Origin of the sequence: Actinomadura keratinilytica (genome assembly GCF_039539665.1) — a bacterium.
In the GTDB taxonomy this organism is placed as follows: domain Bacteria; phylum Actinomycetota; class Actinomycetes; order Streptosporangiales; family Streptosporangiaceae; genus Spirillospora; species Spirillospora keratinilytica.
Genome location: NZ_BAABDO010000001.1, coordinates 1 through 18573, shown reverse-complemented (window position 1 = coordinate 18573; position 18573 = coordinate 1). Strand labels below are relative to the sequence as shown.

The following is an 18573-nucleotide window of genomic DNA, read 5'->3' as shown; positions in this document are numbered from 1 at the left end:
TGGACTATCTGCGACGAGCCCGGCCCGGCGGGCTGACCTGGGGCGACAGGCCCCCGGCCCGCCCGGCCGGACCGGGCGGCGGTTCAGCCTCGGACGGTCAGCACCACGCGCTGGTACGCGGTGAGGCCCTGCGATCCGTCTTCGGTGCCCTGGAGGATCAGGTGGATGGTCTGGCCGGGCTTGGCGTCACCGGGTACCCGGAACCGTACCTGCACCACGTTGCCGCCCAGCGCCTTCTGGGCGATGGACAGGTCGCCCTGGTAGGTGTCCGCGTCGGCGTACCGCCACCACCGGCCGGCCGTCTTGTCGCGATCGGGGTCGGTCACCCGGCCGGTGAGCGTCACCGTCTGGCCCCGGCGGACACTGCGGTCCGGCTGCCCGTTCACCTCGACGGCGGGCGGGTGGTCGGCGGCGGAGTAGCGCGAGGTGACCGTCCACTTCAGCCGGGCGGCGAAGTCGCGCTGGGCGGCGCCGAACCAGCGGGACGAGGCGTAGTTCGCCGACGGCTGCCCGCTGGGGTCGATGTCGGTTCCGTTCCGGCCGCCCCAGCCGCCGTAGCTCGCGTCGACGTTCCCGCGCAGGCCGTTGTCGACGAGGTTCATGAAGATCGAGGTGTCCCCTTCGGAGATCCACGATCCCTTCTCCTGCGGCGGGGTCCACACGATGTAGCCCATGGCCCTGAGCTGCTCGGCCGTCAGACCGGAATGGTGGAAGTAGTCGAAGATGTCGCCGGGGACCATCTGCCTTCCGTCGCCCCAGACCCGGTAGAACGCGCCGAGCGGGCCGACGTCCGACACATTGGCCTTCGTCCATTCGGCGGACAGGTACACGGCGTCCTCGGGGAGCACGGCGTTGCGCGCCCCGTACCCCCAGATGGTGGTGGCCATCTCGCGGAACTCGATGTCCGGCCAGTTCGGCTTGATGTACTTGGCGTAGGTGTCGTCCTGGTCGCCGAACGACTGGATGACGGCCTTCCGGGACACCTTCCGGTAGATGGCGGGCCACTGCGGCGTGCCCTCGTACCGGTCCTTGATGGACTTGAGCGCCCGGGCGATCGTGCTCTGGCCCGCGCCGGTGAGCAGGTAGACCGGGCCGGGCCGGTCGTCCAGCAGCGCCTTCTTGATCAGATCGGATCCGGGCGAGTCCGTGGAGATGTCCCCGTCGAACTCGATGTTGCCGTTGAGGATCCGCGACCTCAGCTCCTGCGGCCGCGGATATCCCTGGGCGTGCACCCGCAGGTTCGGATACACCTTCTCGTAGATATCGACGGCCTCGTGGATGAACCGTTCTCCGGGCTTCCAGCGCCAGGACTCACACGGGCAGAGATTCAGCCCGAACCTGGTGTACTCCCGTCCCTCCACATACCATTTCGTACCTTTTCCGTCACCGGCCCAGTGCACGCCGCTGCTGGCGTACACCAGCCCTTCGGTCTCGAACTGGTTGCTGTAGAGCAGGTAGCGGATGAGCGTGTTCTGGTCGTCCAGTTCGGGGTCGTGCATCAGGATGACGCGCGGCTTGCGCTGCCCGTCCGACCGGACGCCCGGGGAGTGCCCGGCCGTGCCGGCCGCCTCCCCCGCCGCCGGAGAGGCGGCCAGCAGGCTGCCGGCGACGGCTGCCACCAGGGCCGACGCCGCCGCCTTGACCAGCGGCGCGCCCGGCGATGCCACGGCTTTCCTCATACGTCATACATCCCTTCTCGATGCGCCGAATCGGCGCAACGGAACATCATCCGCAGGCGTTGCGGATGTTTCTGCCGACCATCCGCAGGCCGGCAGGGAAAGATTTCGACACGAAGGCAGAAGGAATGGGGGTGGGGTTTTCCGCGGCGCCCGCCACCGGGTCGGCGGCGAAAGCCGCCGCGGGGTGATGACTATATATTCAAAGCCGATCGTTAATTCGGGGAGAGAGTAACGCATCACATGAACGCTGTCAATGGTCGCGATGCAGCCCTACCGCCCGACGGGATGGCCTTCTCGACGAGGGTGACTTCCCCACCCGTCCCCGCACCAATTCCGAAGCCGCGGCGCACCCGCGCCGGCGGTGTCCGCGAGAGCGCCGGCTTCTTTCGGGGGCGCCTCGCGACGACGCCGCCGCGCTCGCAGACGCCCCAGGGACTCCAGGCGGGCGCCCCGGTCAGCGCGTCAGAAGCACCTTGACGGCGCGGCGTTCGCCCATGGCCCTGTAGGCCCCGTCGGCCCGGTTCAACGGGAGGGCGAGGCCGAAGACCCCGCCGGGGTCGATCTCCCGCCGCCAGATCCCCCCGCCGTCTGGCACGGCATCTTGCCGTTCCGGCAAGATGCCCCCGTGGACCGCACGACGGAGGACGTCCTCAACGCGGTCGGGCCGCGGCTGCGTGCGCTGCGCCGCGACCGCGGCCTCACCCTGGCCGACGTCGCGGCGAGGACCGGCGTGTCGCAGAGCACCCTGTCCCGGCTGGAGAGCGGGCGGCGCCGGGCGACGCTGGAGCTGCTGCTGCCGCTGGCCCGCGCCTACGACGTTCCGCTGGACGATCTCGTCGGCGCCCCGCGCACCGGCGACCCCCGGGTCCACCTCAAGCCGATCCGGCGGTTCGGGATGACCTTCGTGCCGCTGTCCCGGCGGCCGGGCGGGGTGCACGCGTTCAAGTTGCTCATCCACGCCCGGCCGGAGCCGCTCGGACCGACCCCGCAGACCCATGCCGGCTACGAGTGGCTGTACGTGCTCAGCGGACGTCTGCGCCTGGTGCTCGGCGACCGCGACCTGACGCTGCCGCCCGGCGAGGCCGCCGAGTTCGACACGTCCCTGCCGCACTGGCTGGGCAGCGCCGACGGCGGCGCGGTCGAGCTCCTCATCCTGTTCGGTCTGGAGGGGATGCGCGTGCATGTGCGCGCCGACCCGCACCGGCCGTCTCAGGGCGGCGGCCGACGGTGACCGCGGTCGAGGCGGCGGATTCGTCACGCGTCCCGCGGGGAGGGGGTGGACTCTTCCCCTCGTCAGGGCCGATCGTTGGCAACATGAGTGATCAGTGCATGCCCCCTTCCGCCCCGCCGCGACAGGCCGCGAGCGACGCGGCCTCGGCCGAGGAGGCCGGCGAGGTCCGCCGTTTCTGGGAGCGGCTCGGTCTTCCCGGGCTGGTCGACGTGCACACGCACTTCATGCCCGAGCGTGTCCTGCACAAGGTGTGGCACTACTTCGACAGCAACGGCGAGCTGATCGGCGGGCTCGATTGGCCGATCACCTACCGGAAGCAAGAGGCGGAACGGACGGCCCTGCTCCGGGGGTTCGGCGTCCGGGCCTTCACCGCGATGCTCTACCCGCACAAGCCCGGCATGGCCCGCTGGCTGAACGGATGGGCGGCCGACTTCGCCCGCCGCACCCCCGACTGCCTGCACACCGCCACCTTCTACCCCGAGCCGGACGTCGCGGCCTACGTCCGCGAGGCCGTCGAAGCGGGCGCGCGCGTGTTCAAGGCGCACGTGCAGGTGGGGGCGTACGACCCGACCGACGAGCTGCTCCAGCGGGTATGGGGGATGCTGGCCGAGGCGCGGATCCCCGTGGTGATCCACTGCGGCTCCGGGCCCGTGCCCGGCAAGCACACCGGCCCCGAGCCGATCGCCCGGGTGCTGGCGCGCCATCCCCGGCTGCGGCTGATCATCGCGCACCTGGGGATGCCCGAGTACGAGGAGTTCCTCGACCTCGCCGAGCGGTACGAGCAGGTGCGGCTGGACACGACGATGGCGTTCACCGGCTTCACCGAGCAGCTGATGCCGTTCCCCCGCCGGGCCCTGCCCCGGCTCGCCGGGCTCGGCGACCGCGTCCTGCTCGGCTCCGACTTCCCCAACATTCCCTATCCGTATGTGCAGCAGCTCCAGGCCCTGGAGGCGCTGGGGCTCGGACGGGAGTGGCTGCGGGCCGTATGCCACGACAATGCGGCAGAACTGTTCGGCCTGGCCTCCGAGGAGGCGCAAGGCGGCGCAGGACGGTAGCGCACGGCCGCCGGATCACCGCCCCTGCCCGGCCGTCATTCCTTCGGCCGGGTGCACAGAGTCCGGCCGGTACTGCGCTCCTGGAGCTGGTATTCCCTTCCGCCGTACGACCGGCATGGCGAGCCACCGGTGATCCTTCCGGAACCGCCGCGGATGGCAGTGGAATATTCGGACAGGGAATACGTCCTGGTCACGGTGCGGTCGGCCACAGCCGACCAGCACGGCACCCTGACCCACACCTCGTTCTCCTCCCGGTGCAGGCAGTCGCCTTCGGCCGCGGACCCCAGTTCCCCCGAGAGCCCCACCTTCCAGGCGAACCCCGAGTCGGTGACGGCCTCGGCGAAGCCGGGGTGCTCGGCGTACAGCAGACCGCTGACGGCGGCGGCGATGCCGACCACCCACAACCACGTGTGGTCGGAACTCTCCGGCTGCTGCTTCGCCCGGGTCTGCGACCGCGCCGGCCGGGTGCTCTTCGCCGCCGACGAGGCGGTCGCGGGCTGGGGCTTCTTCGACTGAGGCTTCGGCGGGTACTTCGACTCGGGTTTGTGCTGCCCCTTGGGAGCGTTCGAAGACTTGCCCTGCTTCGGTCGGTCCGCTCCCGATTTCTTCGGCTTGTCCGCCTCTGCCTTCTTCGGCTTGTCCGCCTCTGCCTTCTTCGGCTCCCGCCGGCCGGGTGCCGTGACGGCCTTCGTCGGCGGCAGGTCGAGCAGTTCCAGCGCCCGGGCCGCCGTCGGCCGCCGGTCGGGGTCCTTCCGCAGCAGACGCTCGATCAGCGGCGCGAGGCCGCCCGCCCGCTGCGGCCAGGGCGGGTCCTCCATGAGGATCGCGCCGTACGTCTCGTCCGGTGTGCCGCGGTGGAAGGGAGGAACGCCCTCGACGGCGAAGTACAGGGTCGCCCCGAGCGAGAACAGGTCGCTCGCGGGCCGCTCGTCCCGCCCGCGGATCCGCTCCGGCGCGAGGTAGTCGGCCGTTCCGATGAACGTTCCGGGCGCCGTGAGACGTGTCTCGCCCTGCTGCACCGCGATGCCGAAGTCGGTGAGCAGGACGTCGCCGTCCGCGGCCAGCATGACGTTCGCGGGCTTGACGTCGCGGTGCACGATGCCCGCCTCGTGCGCCTTCGCCAGGGCGCTCAGCAGTGCCCGGGCCGCCTTCTGCGCGGTCTCCGGCTCGAGCGGCCCCTGTTCGCTGACGTGTTCGTGCAGGGAGCGACCGGAAACGAGCTGCATCACCGTCCAGGGGGCACCGTCTTCGATCACCACGTCGTGCACCGTGACGATGTTCGGGTGGTTGCGCAGCCGGGCCGCGTTCCGCGCCTCGCGCGTGGCACGCCGGAGCATCTCCTCCCGCGCGGGGCCGCTGATCCCCGGGTGCAGCCACACCTCCTTGACCGCCACCTCGACGTCGAGCACCGTGTCCCACGCCCGCCAGACGCGCCCGAAGCCGCCCGCCGCCAGTTCGCCGGTCAACCGGTAGCGACCACCGATCACCCGCCCCGGCCGCGTCTCCTCCGCCACCCGACGATGGTACAAACGGCCTTGTCTATTTGATAGGCCACGTCCCCCACTCAAGATCAACTGCAGCGGAACCGAGCCCCGAAGGGGGACGCGCATTCCGCTTTCTTGATTCGGGCGTCCCGGAGGCGAACAAGTGCGCCCTTTCGGCCCTCTCTTCAGAGGGAGAGCCGAGATCTTCGGACGTGAGGAGGAACGATGGACGGCAAGAGGGCCGAGGAAGAGCGCCCGCCGTGCCCGCACTGCGGCGGCCGCCTCGCGCCGATCAGGTACGGCCTCCCCGACTTCTCCGAGGAGCTCGAGCGAGCCCTCGACGCCGGCGAGATCGTGTTGGGCGGATGCGAGCTCGCCTCCGAGCGGTGGGGCTGCCCCCAGTGCGGTGGGCGCTACGTCGACGTCCCCGGGGAGCACCGGTCGGCGGGATCTCCAGCAGACCGATAGCCGCCGCGGCCGCCCTCGGAGGGGAAGGCCACCGCCGGCGGCGCACCGCAGCCCAGGCCCTGCAGCCCGCAGGAAAGCGCACGTCCCATGCGCCCGGCGGCACGGCACCGATCACCGCGCGGATGACGCGGCCTGCGGCGATGCGCCGGACGGCCCCGCGGAATGCGCATGCCCGCGCGTCCCGTGGCACCGCGTCGGACGACGCGTCAGCGATGCCCTGGACGCACTGATACCGGCGCCGCACATCGGACGAGCCCGACCGCTGCCCGCCTTCCCCGCCCGGAGCGCGGCGAACGCCTCTCGATCGCACGACCGGCCCGGCGAGCGTCCGTGAGCAGGGCGGCTCCGTCCTGCGGCGGCGGCGCAAGGGACCTAAGTCCTAGATCTTGGGGCTGATCTCTCCTTGGGAAGGGTCGGACGAACCGCCTCTGCCCATCCCGCCGAGGGACATGCTGGTTCTGCTCGGCGGGTGCGGCCTCCCGTGCCCGCCTGGACGAGACGATCTGCGATCAGCCCGGATGGGGCGAGGCGATGGTGCTGAAAGATGAGTGAGCAGCGGCGTGCGCGCGGCCGCCGTGCGGCGGCAGGACCGGTGCGGGACGAACCCGCGAATCGTCCGGCGGTGATGCTCGCGATGGCCACCGCGGGGTTCGCGTTGAATTTCTGGGCGTGGGCGTTGCTGAGCCCGCTGGCGCCCCGTCTGAAGGAGTCGCTGAACCTGACGGCGTTCCAGCAGGCGCTGCTGGTGGCGGTGCCGGTGCTGGTCGGATCGCTCGGGCGGATCCCGGTGGGGGCGCTGACCGACCGGTTCGGCGGACGGGTGATGTTCCCGCTGGTGTCGGCCGCCACGATCGTCCCGGTGCTGTATCTGGGGTGGGCCGGGGAGTCGTCGCTGACGGCGCTGCTGGTCGGCGGGTTCTTCCTGGGCATCGGCGGCACGGCCTTCGCCGTCGGGGTGCCGTTCGTCAACGCCTGGTACCCGCCGGAGCGCAGGGGCCTGGCGATCGGGGTGTTCGGCATGGGCATGGGCGGCACCGCGATCAGCGCCCTGACCACGGTCAAGCTGGTGGACGCCGGCGGCATGAGCACGCCGTACCTGGTGACCGCCGCGCTGCTGGCGGTGTACGCCGTGGTGGCGCTGGCGGTGCTGCGGGAGGCCCCTGAGCGCACGGTGCCCGCGGAGTCGCTGGGGCGGCGGCTGGCGGCGACGGCGCGGCTGAAGGTCACCTGGCAGGCCTCGGCCCTGTACGCGGTGGCGTTCGGCGGGTACGTGGCGTTCTCCGTGTATCTGCCGACCTACCTGCGGACCGGCTACGGACTGGAGCAGGCGGACGCGGCGAACCGCATGGCCGGATTCGTCGTCCTGGCCGTCGCGATGCGGCCCGTCGGGGGCTGGTTGTCCGACCGGCTGGGAGCGGCGCGGGTGCTGGCCGCGACGCTGGTCGTGGTGACCGCGGGCGCGACCGTGCAGGCGTTCACGCCGCCGCTGGCGCCGGTGGGGACGATCGCGTGCCTGTCCATGGCGGCGGCGCTGGGCGCGGGCAGCGGCGCCACGTTCGCACTGGTGGCGCTGCTGGCGCCGGCGAACCGGGTCGGCGCGGTCACCGGTGTCGTCGGCGCCGCCGGCGGCGTGGGCGGCTTCGTGCCCCCGCTGGTCATGGGGGCGATCTACGGAAGCAGCGGCTCCTACGCGCTGGGCCTGGCGCTGCTGGCGATGGTCGCCGCCGCGTCCGCGGCCTTCACGATCATCGCCGTCCAGCGGACGGTGCGCGGAGGCGGCGTCGGCGGACGTGTGGCGCGGACCGCTTGAGGTAGTGACCGAGATGACATCGAACCCGAAGGACGCGACGTTGGGTGAGAACGGGAAGCGGCCACCGGGCCGGGCGGGTCTGGACAGTCCGGTGATGGACGCGCTGGTGGGGACGCGACGGTTCTTCACCCGCGCGGAGGTGTCGGACGACCTGCGGACGCTGCACCGGGTCGGCGGGCGGCAGGCGGACGGGTTCTACCGCGACCGGTGGGCGCACGACAAGGTGGTGCGGTCCACGCACGGGGTGAACTGCACGGGCTCGTGCTCGTGGAAGGTGTACGTCAAAGACGGCATCATCACCTGGGAGACCCAGCAGACCGACTACCCGTCGGCGGGGCCGGACCGGCCGGACTACGAGCCGAGGGGCTGCCCGCGGGGCGCGTCGTTCTCCTGGTACACCTACTCGCCGACGCGGGTGCGGTACCCCTACGTGCGCGGGGTGCTGCTGGAGATGTACCGGGAGGCCCGGGCCCGCACCGGGGACCCGGTGGCGGCGTGGGCGGAGATCGTGTCGGATCCCGAGCGGGCGCGGCGGTACAAGTCGGCGCGCGGCCGGGGCGGCCTGGTCCGGGCGAGCTGGGACGAGGCGGTCGAGATGATCGCCGCCGCGCACGTGCACACGGTGAAGACCTACGGGCCGGACCGGGTGGCGGGCTTCTCCCCGATCCCGGCGATGTCGATGGTGTCGCACGCCTCGGGCGCCCGGTTCGTGTCGCTGCTGGGCGGGACGATGCTGTCGTTCTACGACTGGTACGCCGACCTGCCGGTGGCGTCCCCGCAGGTGTTCGGCGACCAGACCGACGTGCCGGAGTCCGGGGACTGGTGGGACGCCGGGTACCTGATCATGTGGGGCTCGAACCTGCCGGTGACGCGGACCCCGGACGCGCACTGGATGGCCGAGGCCCGCTACCGGGGGCAGAAGGTGGTGGCGGTCTCCCCCGACTACGCCGACAACGTCAAGTTCGCCGACGAGTGGCTGGCCGCCCGGCCGGGCACGGACGGGGCGCTGGCGCTGGCGATGGGGCACGTCATCCTCAAGGAGTTCTTCGTCGACCGCCGGGTGGACTACTTCACCGGTTACGCCAAGCGGTACACCGACCTGCCGTTCCTGGTGCGGCTGGAGCCGAACGCCACCGGCGACGCGTACGTGCCGGGCAAGTTCCTCACCGCCGCCGACCTGCCGGGCACGGAGGCGCACAGCGAGAACGCCGAGTTCAAGACCGTCCTGCTGGACGGCGCCACCGGCCGTCCGCTGGTGCCGGGCGGGTCGCTGGGCTTCCGGTACGGGGAGCAGGGCGCGGGCCGCTGGAACCTGGACCTGGGGGACGCCGACCCGCTGCTGACGCTGCAGGAGGACCCGGACGCCGAGCCGCCGGTGGCGGTGGAGCTGCCGCGGTTCGACACCGCGGACGGGGCGCCGGGGGTGCTGCGCCGGGGCGTGCCGGTGCGGCGGGTCGGCGGCCATCTGGTCACGACCGTGTTCGACCTGCTGCTCGCCCAGTACGGGGTGCGGCGCGCGGGCCTGCCGGGGACGTGGCCGTCGGGGTACGACGACGCGTCGGAGCCGTGCACGCCCGCCTGGCAGGAGGAGATCACCGGTGTCCCGGCGGCGGCCGCGGCGCGGATCGGCCGGGAGTTCGCCGCCAACGCCGAGCAGACCCGCGGCCGCTCCATGATCATCATGGGGGCGGGGACGAACCACTGGTTCCACTCCGACACCATCTACCGGTCGTTCCTGGCGCTGACCACGCTGACCGGCTGCCAGGGCGTCAACGGCGGCGGCTGGGCGCACTACGTGGGCCAGGAGAAGTGCCGCCCGTTCACCGGCTGGGCGCAGCTGGCGTTCGGGCTGGACTGGTCGCGGCCGCCCCGGCAGATGATCGGCACGGCGTTCTGGTACCTGCACACCGACCAGTTCCGCTACGACCGCTTCGGCGCCGACACCCTCGCCTCCGCGCGGGCGGGCGGGCTGCTGGCCGGCAAGACCACCGCGGACGTCATCGCGCAGGCGGCCCGGCTGGGCTGGATGCCGTCGTACCCGACGTTCGACCGCAACCCCCTGGACCTGGCCGACGAGGCCGAGGCGGCGGGGATGCCGGTCGGCGAGTACGTGGTGTCCCAGCTGAAGGAGGGGCGGCTGCGGTTCGCGTGCGAGGACCCCGACGCGCCGGAGAACCACCCGCGGATCCTGACGGTGTGGCGGGCGAACCTGCTGGGGTCCTCGGCCAAGGGCAACGAGTACTTCCTCAAGTACCTGCTGGGCGCCGACTCGCAGCTGCGCGCGGAGGAGGCGCCGCCGGGGGCGCGGCCGAAGGACGTCGTGTGGCGCGAGGAGGCCCCCACCGGCAAGCTCGACCTGCTGCTGTCGCTGGACTTCCGGATGACCAGCACGACGGTCTACTCCGACATCGTGCTGCCGGCGGCGACCTGGTACGAGAAGCACGACCTGAACACCACGGACATGCATCCGTTCGTGCACTCGTTCAACCCGGCGATCGCGCCGCCGTGGCAGACCCGCACCGACTGGGACGCCTTTCTGACGATCGCCGCCGCGTTCAGCCGCCTGGCCGCGAAGCACCTGGGCGTCCGCAAGGACGTGGTGGCGGCGCCGCTGATGCACGACACCCCCGACGAGCTGGCCACCCCGCACGGGCGCGTCCGCGACTGGAAGGCCGGGGAGTGCGAGCCGGTGCCGGGCGTGACGATGCCGAAGCTGGTGGTCGTCGAGCGCGACTACGGGGCGATCGTCGACCGGATGCGCGCCCTCGGCCCGCTGGCCGAGTCGCTCGGCGCCCCCGTCAAGGGCATCACGTTCGACCTGGCCGCCCAGGTCGACTACCTGCGGCACCGCAACGGCACGATCCGCGGCGGCCCGGCCGACGGACGCCCGTCGCTGGTGCGCGACGTGCACGCCTGCGAGACGATCCTGGCGCTGTCGGGCACCACCAACGGGCAGCTGGCCGTCCAGGGGTTCCACGCCCTGGAGAGGCGCACCGGGACGCCCCTGGCCGACCTGGCCGCCGAGAGCGAGGGCAAGCAGATCACCTTCGCCGACACGCAGTCCCGGCCGGTCCCGGTGATCACTTCGCCGGAGTGGTCGGGCTCGGAGAGCGGGGGGCGCCGCTACTCGCCGTTCACCATCAACGTCGAGCGGCTCAAGCCGTGGCACACCCTCACCGGGCGCCAGCACTTCTACCTCGACCACGACTGGATGGCCGAGCTCGGCGAGCAGCTGCCCGTCTACCGCCCGCCGCTGAACATGCACGCGCTGTTCGACGAGCCGCGGGTGGGCGAGCAGGGCGCGCTGGGCCTGACGGTGCGGTACCTGACGCCGCACAACAAGTGGTCGATCCACTCCGAGTACCAGGACAACCTGTTCATGCTGTCGCTGTCGCGCGGCGGCCCCACCATCTGGATCAGCGACCGGGACGCCGCCAAGATCGGCGTGGCCGACAACGACTGGGTGGAGGCGGTCAACCGCAACGGCGTGGTCGTCGCCCGGGCGATCGTCTCGCACCGCATGCCGGAGGGCACGGTGTACATGCACCACGCCCAGGACCGGCTGATCGACGTGCCGCGCAGCGAGACCACCGGGCGGCGCGGCGGCATCCACAACTCGCTGACCCGGCTGCTGATCAAACCGAGCCATCTGATCGGCGGTTACGCCCAGCTGTCGTTCGCCTTCAACTACCTGGGCCCCACCGGCAACCAGCGCGACGAGATCACCGTGATCCGCCGCCGCTCCCAGGAGGTGACGTACTGATGCGCGTGATGGCCCAGATGGCCATGGTCATGAACCTGGACAAGTGCATCGGCTGCCACACCTGCTCGGTGACCTGCAAGCAGGCGTGGACGAACCGCAGCGGCGTCGAGTACGTCTGGTTCAACAACGTCGAGACCCGTCCCGGGCAGGGGTACCCGCGCCGCTACGAGGACCAGGACAAGTGGCGCGGCGGCTGGAAGCTGAACCGGCGGGGGCGGCTGGAGCTGAAGGCCGGCGGGCGGCTGCACAAGCTGATGACGATCTTCGCCAATCCGAAGCTGCCGTCCATCGACGACTACTACGAGCCCTGGACCTACGACTACGACACGCTCACCAACGCGCCGCTGCAGGAGCACACCCCGGTCGCGCGCCCCAAGTCGCTGATCTCCGGCGAGGACATGAAGATCTCCTGGTCGGCGAACTGGGACGACGACCTGGGCGGCTCCCCCGGCCTGGAGGACCGGGACGTGGTGCTCGGGCAGGTGTCGGACAAGGTGAAACTGGAGTTCGAGAAGACCTTCATGTTCTACCTGCCGCGCATCTGCGAGCACTGCCTCAACCCGTCGTGCGCGGCGTCCTGCCCGTCCGGCGCGATCTACAAGCGCGCCGAGGACGGCATCGTGCTGGTCGACCAGGACCGCTGCCGGGGCTGGCGGATGTGCGTCACCGGCTGCCCGTACAAGAAGGTCTACTTCAACCACCGCACCGGCAAGGCCGAGAAGTGCACCTTCTGCTTCCCGCGCGTGGAGGTCGGCATCCCCACCGTCTGCGCGGAGACGTGCGTGGGGCGGCTGCGCTACATCGGCCTGATGCTGTACGACGCCGACAAGGTGCTCGAAGCCGCGTCCACGCCCGACGAGAAGGACCTGTACGAGGCGCAGCGGCAGGTGTTCCTGGACCCGTTCGACCCGGAGGTCATCGCGGCCGCCGGGCAGGCGGGCATCCCCCGCGACTGGATCGAGGCGGCCCAGCGCTCCCCCGTCTACGCGCTGATCAACACCTACCGGGTGGCGCTGCCGCTGCATCCCGAGTACCGCACGATGCCGATGGTCTGGTACATCCCGCCGCTGTCGCCCGTGGTGGACGTCGTCCGCGACACCGGCCACGACGCGGAGGACTCCGGCAACCTGTTCGCCGCCATCGAGGCGCTGCGCATCCCGGTCGACTACCTGGCCCAGCTGTTCACCGCGGGCGACCCGGCGCCCGTGGACGCCGTCCTGCGCCGCCTGGCGGCGATGCGCTCCTACATGCGCGACATCAACCTGGGCCGCGAACCGGACGAGGGCATCCCCGCCAAGGTGGACATGACCGGCGAGCAGATGTACGACATGTACCGGCTGCTGGCCCTCGCCAAGTACGACGAGCGGTACGTCATCCCGTCCGCGCACACCGAGCAGGCGCACAAGCTGGAGGAGATCGCCACCGAGTGCAGCCTGAACTACGAGGGCGGCCCGGGCATGGGCGGCTGGGGTCCGTTCGGGGAGACCTCCGGCGGCGCGGCGCCCATCGCGGTGGAGAACTTCCACATGCTCAAGCAGCGGCAGACGGCCGACAGCCCCGTCGACCCGGCCGACAAGCACGCCCGCGTCAACCTGCTCAACTGGGACGGCAAGGGCAGGCCCGCCGGGCTCTTCCCGCCCCGGCGCGAGGCGTCCGGCCCCGCCGCGGACGCGGAGGACTCCGCCGACGGGACGGCGACGACGGCCTCCGGGGAGCCCGAGCGATGAGCACAAGGACGCGGACCCCCGCGCTGGACGACACCCAGCTGGCGGCGGCCTGGCAGGCAACCTCGCTCCTGCTCGACTACCCCGACGAGCGTCTGCTCGGCCGCCGCCCCCTGCTCCGCCGGGCCGCCGCCGCGCTGCCCGCGGAGCTGGCCGGGCCGCTGGGGCGCTTCCTCGACCACGTCGACGCGACGCCGCTGCAGGAGCTGGCCGCCGACTACGTCGCGACGTTCGACCACCGCAAACGCTGCTGCCTGTACCTGACGTACTACACCTGCGGCAACACGCGCAAGCGCGGCATGGCCCTCCTGCGGTTCAAGCAGGTCTACCAGAGCGCGGGGCTCGCCCTCGGCGACGACGAGCTGCCCGACCACCTGGCCGTCGTGCTGGAGTTCGCCGCCGCCGAGCCCGCCGCCGGCGCCCGCCTGCTCAACGAGCACCGCGCCGGCCTGGAGCTGCTGCGGCTGGCGCTGCAGGAGTCCGGTTCGCCGTGGGCTGCGGTGCTCGACACCGTCTCGGCCACACTGCCCCGGCTGGACGGCGACCTCCGGGAGGCCGTCCAGCGTCTGGCCGAGCAAGGGCCGCCGGAAGAGGAGGTCGGTCTCGCCCCCTACGGCCCCGCTTCCGGCGGCCCGGTCTTCCTCCCGGATCCGCAGCTTCGCCCACCGTCCCCACCTCATGTGCAAGGAGCCCACCGATGACCGGCGGCACGGTCCTGTCCACCGTCGCGCCTTCCGCGGACACGTCGGCGGGGGTCGTCGACGTCCTGCTGTGGGTGGTCCTGCCGTACGTCACCATCGCGGTGTTCGTACTGGGCCACATCTGGCGGTACCGCTACGACAAGTTCGGCTGGACGACCCGCTCGTCCCAGCTGTACGAGAGCCGCCTGCTGCGCATCGGCAGCCCGCTGTTCCACTTCGGCATCCTGCTGGTGCTGATGGGCCACGTCGGCGGGCTCGTCATCCCCGACCGGTGGACCGAGGCGGTCGGGATCAGCGAGCACGCCTACCACGTGGTGGCCGTGTCCCTGGGCACCTTCGCGGGGGTCTGCACGCTGGCGGGGCTGGCGATCCTGATCTACCGGCGCCGGACCGTCGGCCCGGTCTTCTCCGCCACCACCCGCAACGACAAGCTGATGTACGCGGTGCTCACCCTGGTGATCGTGCTGGGGCTGTCGGCGACCGTCGTCGCCAACATCGCCGGCGGCGGCTACAACTACCGCGAGACGGTCTCCCCCTGGTTCCGGTCGGTCTTCTACCTGCAGCCGGACGCGGACCTGATGGTGGACGTCCCGATCCTGTTCAAGCTGCACGCCCTCAGCGCGCTGCTGCTGTTCTGCGTCTGGCCGTTCACCCGCCTGGTGCACATGCTGACCGCGCCCATCGGCTACCTCACCCGGCCCTACATCGTCTACCGCAGCCGCGACGCGCGGCTCGGCACCCGGGCTCCGCGCCGCGGCTGGGAGCACCGCCCCGGGTGAGCGCACCGGCGGCGCCGTCGACCGCGACTCTGGGACGACCGGAACAGGGGTTTCGGTCGGTCACGGTGCCCCTGGGATCGGTGCATGACGGAGGCGATCATCGACTACGGCCGGTTCGCGGAACGACTCGCCGCGGACCGGCCGCTGCTGCGGCTGCTCGACGAGGTGCAGCGCGAGTGGGGCTATGAGGACCCGGGCGGCGAGCCCCTCGTGACCAGGGAGGGCGAGGCGCCCGGCCACGAGCCGGACGAGTCCGCCCCCGTCCCCGCGGCGCTGGTCGAGTGGTGGACTCCCCCGTCAACTCCTTCGCGTTCCGACCGCGGCTGTACTGGACGCACCCGGTGTGGCCGCCGTCCGGGCCGGACTCGATCGCCGACCCGCCCGGTGACGAGATACGGGTGTTCATGGCCGAGTACCAGTACGTCAACCAGTGGGGGTATCTCGCCTCCGAAGCCCACCTGCCCGACCCGAAGGTGCTGGTCGACTCGTCCGGCGGCTGGGTGGTGCAGAGCCGGTCGGTGTCGGAGTTCTTCCTGCAGCTGGCGATGGAGCGGCTGCCGGCGGTCTTCGGCTGGTCCTTCCGGGTGCGCCGCGCCGAGGTCGAGGCCGACCCGGCGATCGTCGAGCGGCTGCGCACCGCGTACCGGGACATCGGCCTGCTGCCCTGGCGGGAGGCCGGCACCGACGCGCTCACCTACGGCGGCCCGGACGTGCTCGTCCGGCACGGCCGCGGGCCCGGGGCCGACTTCGCCGTCGTGGTCCAGGCGCGGACCCGCGAGGCGCTCGTGCAGGCCCTGGACACGCTGGGGGTCGCGTGGGCCGAGGAGGGCGTCTCGGCGCCGCAGGAGGTGCCCCTCCCCGTCGAGGACCTGGAACCGGCGTCGTTCGCCGAGGGGGACGCCGACGGCCGGCTGCGCTGGGCCGTGGCGTCGCCGGCCGCCGCGCCGGGGGTTCCCGACGTCCCCGACGTGCCCGCGCTGCGGGGGCTCGCGGACCGTACGGCGGCGGCCGCCGACCCGGACGCGACGACGGTCGTGGCGGGGGACTCGGCCGGCCGCGTGCACGTGTGGGCGGCCGACGGCGCCGAACTCGACGTCCGGGAGCCGCACCGCGCCCCGGTCACCGCCGTCACCTGCCACCCCGCCCCCGACGGCGCCCGCATGGTCGCCGGCGGCGACGCCCACGGGGTGGTCCGGTGGTGGCCGGTGCGGGGCGTGCTCCCGCGCGTGCCGCTCGCCAAGCGCGGGTCGCCCGTCACCGCCCTGGCCTCCGCGTCCCTGGAGACCGGCCCGGCGCTGGCCGCCGCCTGGGCCGACGGTCTGGTGCGCGTCTGGGACCTGACCTCCGGTGAGACCGCCGACCTGCGGCTCGGCACCGGCATCGAGGCCCTGGCCCTGACACCGCGGGGCGCGCTGCGCGTGACCACCGCGCACGGCACCGCCGAGCTGCGGCTCGACCTGGAGCGGCTGTGGCCCGCCCGGTCGCTGCGGCTGCGCCTGGCCGAGGTCGACTGGGGGTCGCTGTGGGCGGCGCGCGGCCCGGCCCACGAGGTCCCGGGCCGGATCGCCAAGCTGGCGTCCGACGACGAGGACACGGCGCAGGCCGCCGTCAAGAGGCTGTACGCACTGCTCGCCTACCGGGGCAGCGCCTCGCCGAGCGCGGCCGTCCGCGCGGTGCCGTTCCTGGTGGAACGCATGCTCATCCCGACGAACCGGGCGCGCAACACGCTGCTGCTCCTCATCGCCGACATCGCCGACGGCCCCGGCAAGGCGCACGACGCCGTCACGGAGGCCCTCCCCTCCCTGCTGCATCTGCGGGACGACGAGAACCCGTCCGTCCGGTGGGCCGCCGCGGAGCTCCTGCGCAACTGCGGCCAGGCGGCCGGCGCCTGACACCGGGGGCGGGCAGCACGCCGCGCGTCGGCGGGGACGGCGATGCGCGCGGCGCCGCGGGAAGGGCACCGGCCGGCGGCCGCGGTCACAGGTCGGGCGCCGTGCCGCGCAGGGCGGCCAGTTCCTCGTTCAGCGCGAGCAGCCACCGCATGACCGTCCTCAGTTCGGCCTCGTCGAAGCGGGCGCAGGCGGCGCCGGTGCCCTCGGCCAGCGGGCGGAAGAACTTGCGGGCGACCGCGGTGCCGTGCGGCGCGTAGTGCAGGTGCACCACGCGGCGGTCGGCGGCGTCGCGGGTGCGGCGGATGTGCCCGCTGCGCTCCAGGCGGTCCAGGCAGGCGCTCACCGCACCGGAGGTGAGGTTGAGGCGCTCCCGCAGGCGGCCCGGCGTCATCGGGCCGCCGTGCTCGTCGCCGTCCAGGATCGCGACGAGGGCCAGGACGTCGGTCTCGTGCAGGTTCTGCGCCCGGGCGAACTCCTGCGTGATGCGGTTGAACTCGGCGTTCATGCGCCGCAGCTGGACCGCGAAGTCGTGCAGGCCGATGCCCTGGGGGGCGTTGCCGTCCAGCGCGCACCTCCGGCTAGGGTTGGTATCTCAACGATAAAGATACTTGGTCATTGAGATGCCGGAGGGTGGAAGCCGGTGGCGAACACGCTGCGAGGCGCCCGGTGGGCCGTCCCGGTCCTGCTGATCGTCGTCTGGCTGGGGATCGGCGGCGCGCTGGGGCCGTACGCGGGCAGGCTCGGCGAGGTCGCGGTCAACGACCCGTCGTCGTTCCTGCCCCAGAGCGCCGAGTCGACCCGGGTGATCGAGGCGCAGCGGGCCTTCCAGGACACCAGGTCGCTGCCCGCGATCGTCGTCTGGGAGGCCCGGGACGGCCGGGTGACGCCGCAGACGCAGGCCGCCGCGACCAGGGCCCTGGCCGCGCTGAACGGCGCCCCCGAGCTCGCCGGGCAGGTCTCCCCCGCCGTCGTCTCAAAGGACGGCCGCGCCCTCCAGGGCGTCGTGCCGCTGCGCTCCGACCTCGGCGAGCAGATGGCGCCGAGCGTCGAGAAGGTGCGCAAGGCCGTGGCGGGGGTGCCCGGGACCAGCGTCCACGTCGGCGGCCCCGCCGCGACGCAGGCCGACCTCAAGGACGCCTTCGCGGGGATCGACGGGCTGCTGCTGGGCGTGGCGCTCGGCGTCGTCCTGCTGATCCTGCTGCTGGTCTACCGCAGCGTCCTGCTCCCGTTCGTCATCATCGTCAGCGCGGTGTTCGCGCTCGCGCTGGCCTGCGCGGTCGTGTACGTCCTGGCCGACCGCGGAGCGGTCACGGTGGACGGCCAGGTGCAGGGCATGCTGTCGATCCTGGTGATCGGCGCGGCGACCGACTACGCCCTGCTGCTCACCGCGCGCTTCCGGGAGGAGCTGGGCCGCCGGGGCGACCGGTTCGCGGCGATCCGGGCCGCGCTGCGCCGCTCGGCGGGGGCGATCGTCGCCAGCGCCGCCACCGTGGCGCTCGGACTGCTCGCGCTGCTGCTCAGCGACCTGACCAACACGCGGGCGCTCGGCCCCGTCGGCGCCATCGGCATCGCCTGCGCCGTGCTGGGCACGCTCACCTTCCTGCCCGCGCTGCTGGTGGTCTTCGGCCGCGTCGCCTACTGGCCCGCCAAGCCGCGGCAGAAGGCCGAGGGGCACGCCGTGTGGCAGAAGGTCGCCGCGGCGGTGGACCGGCACCCGCGCCGCATCTGGCTGCTGAGCCTGCTTCCCCTGGTGGTGCTCGCCGCGTTCATGCCGACGCTGCGGGCCGAGGGCCTGCCGATGGACGAGACGTTCGTCAACGACGCGCCCTCGGTGCAGGCGCAGCGGGCGCTGAGCGAGCACTTCCCCGGCGGCGCCGGCGACCCGGCCGTCGTGATCGCCAGGGCGGACCGCGCGGACCAGGATGCGCGGGCCGCGGGGGCGGTGCCCGGCGCGGCGTCCGCCGCGCAGGTCGGCGCGGCGGGCGGC

14 protein-coding genes are annotated in these 18573 nt (G+C 72.5%); 10 read left to right on the top strand and 4 right to left on the bottom strand.

The window, feature by feature from the left end:
• Nucleotides 1-83: 83 nt before the first annotated feature.
• Together ABD879_RS00070 and ABD879_RS00065 are read right to left on the bottom strand one after the other, a co-directional pair.
• Nucleotides 84-1667: a DUF1593 domain-containing protein gene (locus ABD879_RS00070; RefSeq protein ID WP_345016084.1), complete on the bottom strand. Its 1584-nt coding sequence runs from the start codon at nt 1665-1667 to the stop codon at nt 84-86.
• Nucleotides 1668-2133: 466 nt separating this feature from the next.
• The gene (locus ABD879_RS00065) at nt 2134-2274 is read right to left on the bottom strand and encodes a hypothetical protein (RefSeq protein ID WP_425549606.1); all 141 of its coding nucleotides are present in this window, start codon (nt 2272-2274) and stop codon (nt 2134-2136) included.
• Between the two features lie 30 nt (nt 2275-2304).
• On the opposite strand from ABD879_RS00065, the gene ABD879_RS00060 reads away from it, so the two are divergent.
• Nucleotides 2305-2910 carry a helix-turn-helix domain-containing protein gene (locus ABD879_RS00060; RefSeq protein WP_345016082.1) on the top strand — a complete coding sequence of 202 codons (606 nt, stop codon included), beginning with the start codon at nt 2305-2307 and terminating at the stop codon, nt 2908-2910.
• A gap of 83 nt (nt 2911-2993) precedes the next feature.
• Entirely contained in the window at nt 2994-3965 is a 972-nt protein-coding gene (locus tag ABD879_RS00055) for an amidohydrolase family protein (RefSeq protein ID WP_345016080.1), read from the top strand.
• Nucleotides 3966-4000: 35 nt separating this feature from the next.
• Here the strand turns inward: ABD879_RS00055 and ABD879_RS00050 are convergent, their stop codons facing one another.
• A complete protein-coding gene (locus ABD879_RS00050) occupies nt 4001-5479 on the bottom strand; it encodes a serine/threonine-protein kinase (RefSeq protein WP_345016079.1) in 1479 nt (492 codons plus the stop codon).
• Between the two features lie 195 nt (nt 5480-5674).
• Here ABD879_RS00050 and ABD879_RS00045 point away from each other — a divergent pair, with 195 nt between their 5' ends.
• From ABD879_RS00045 to ABD879_RS00015, 7 genes are all read left to right on the top strand, one after another.
• Nucleotides 5675-5917, top strand: coding sequence for a hypothetical protein (locus ABD879_RS00045; protein ID WP_345016078.1), 243 nt, complete (start codon nt 5675-5677; stop codon nt 5915-5917).
• A 544-nt stretch (nt 5918-6461) separates the two neighbouring features.
• Entirely contained in the window at nt 6462-7727 is a 1266-nt protein-coding gene (locus tag ABD879_RS00040; protein ID WP_345016076.1) for an MFS transporter, read from the top strand.
• A gap of 94 nt (nt 7728-7821) precedes the next feature.
• Nucleotides 7822-11490, top strand: coding sequence for a nitrate reductase subunit alpha (locus tag ABD879_RS00035; RefSeq protein ID WP_345016075.1), 3669 nt, complete (start codon nt 7822-7824; stop codon nt 11488-11490).
• The gene (gene narH, locus ABD879_RS00030; RefSeq protein ID WP_345016073.1) at nt 11490-13217 is read left to right on the top strand and encodes a nitrate reductase subunit beta; all 1728 of its coding nucleotides are present in this window, start codon (nt 11490-11492) and stop codon (nt 13215-13217) included. The genes ABD879_RS00035 and narH overlap by 1 nt, the downstream gene beginning before the upstream one ends.
• On the top strand, nt 13214-13915 hold the full coding sequence (gene narJ, locus ABD879_RS00025) for a nitrate reductase molybdenum cofactor assembly chaperone (RefSeq protein ID WP_345016071.1): 702 nt from the start codon (nt 13214-13216) through the stop codon (nt 13913-13915). Before narH ends, narJ begins: the two co-directional genes overlap by 4 nt.
• Nucleotides 13912-14694, top strand: a complete 783-nt coding sequence (gene narI, locus ABD879_RS00020; protein WP_345016069.1) for a respiratory nitrate reductase subunit gamma — start codon at nt 13912-13914, stop codon at nt 14692-14694. The genes narJ and narI overlap by 4 nt, the downstream gene beginning before the upstream one ends.
• Before the next feature lie 281 nt (nt 14695-14975).
• Nucleotides 14976-16586, top strand: coding sequence for a hypothetical protein (locus ABD879_RS00015; RefSeq protein ID WP_345016067.1), 1611 nt, complete (start codon nt 14976-14978; stop codon nt 16584-16586).
• Nucleotides 16587-16671: 85 nt separating this feature from the next.
• On the opposite strand, the gene ABD879_RS00010 is transcribed toward ABD879_RS00015, so the two are convergent.
• A complete protein-coding gene (locus ABD879_RS00010) occupies nt 16672-17091 on the bottom strand; it encodes a MarR family winged helix-turn-helix transcriptional regulator (RefSeq protein WP_345016065.1) in 420 nt (139 codons plus the stop codon).
• Nucleotides 17092-17226: 135 nt separating this feature from the next.
• Here ABD879_RS00010 and ABD879_RS00005 point away from each other — a divergent pair.
• The coding region (locus ABD879_RS00005) for an MMPL family transporter (RefSeq protein WP_345016063.1) at nt 17227-18573 on the top strand (1347 nt) is incomplete at its 3' end.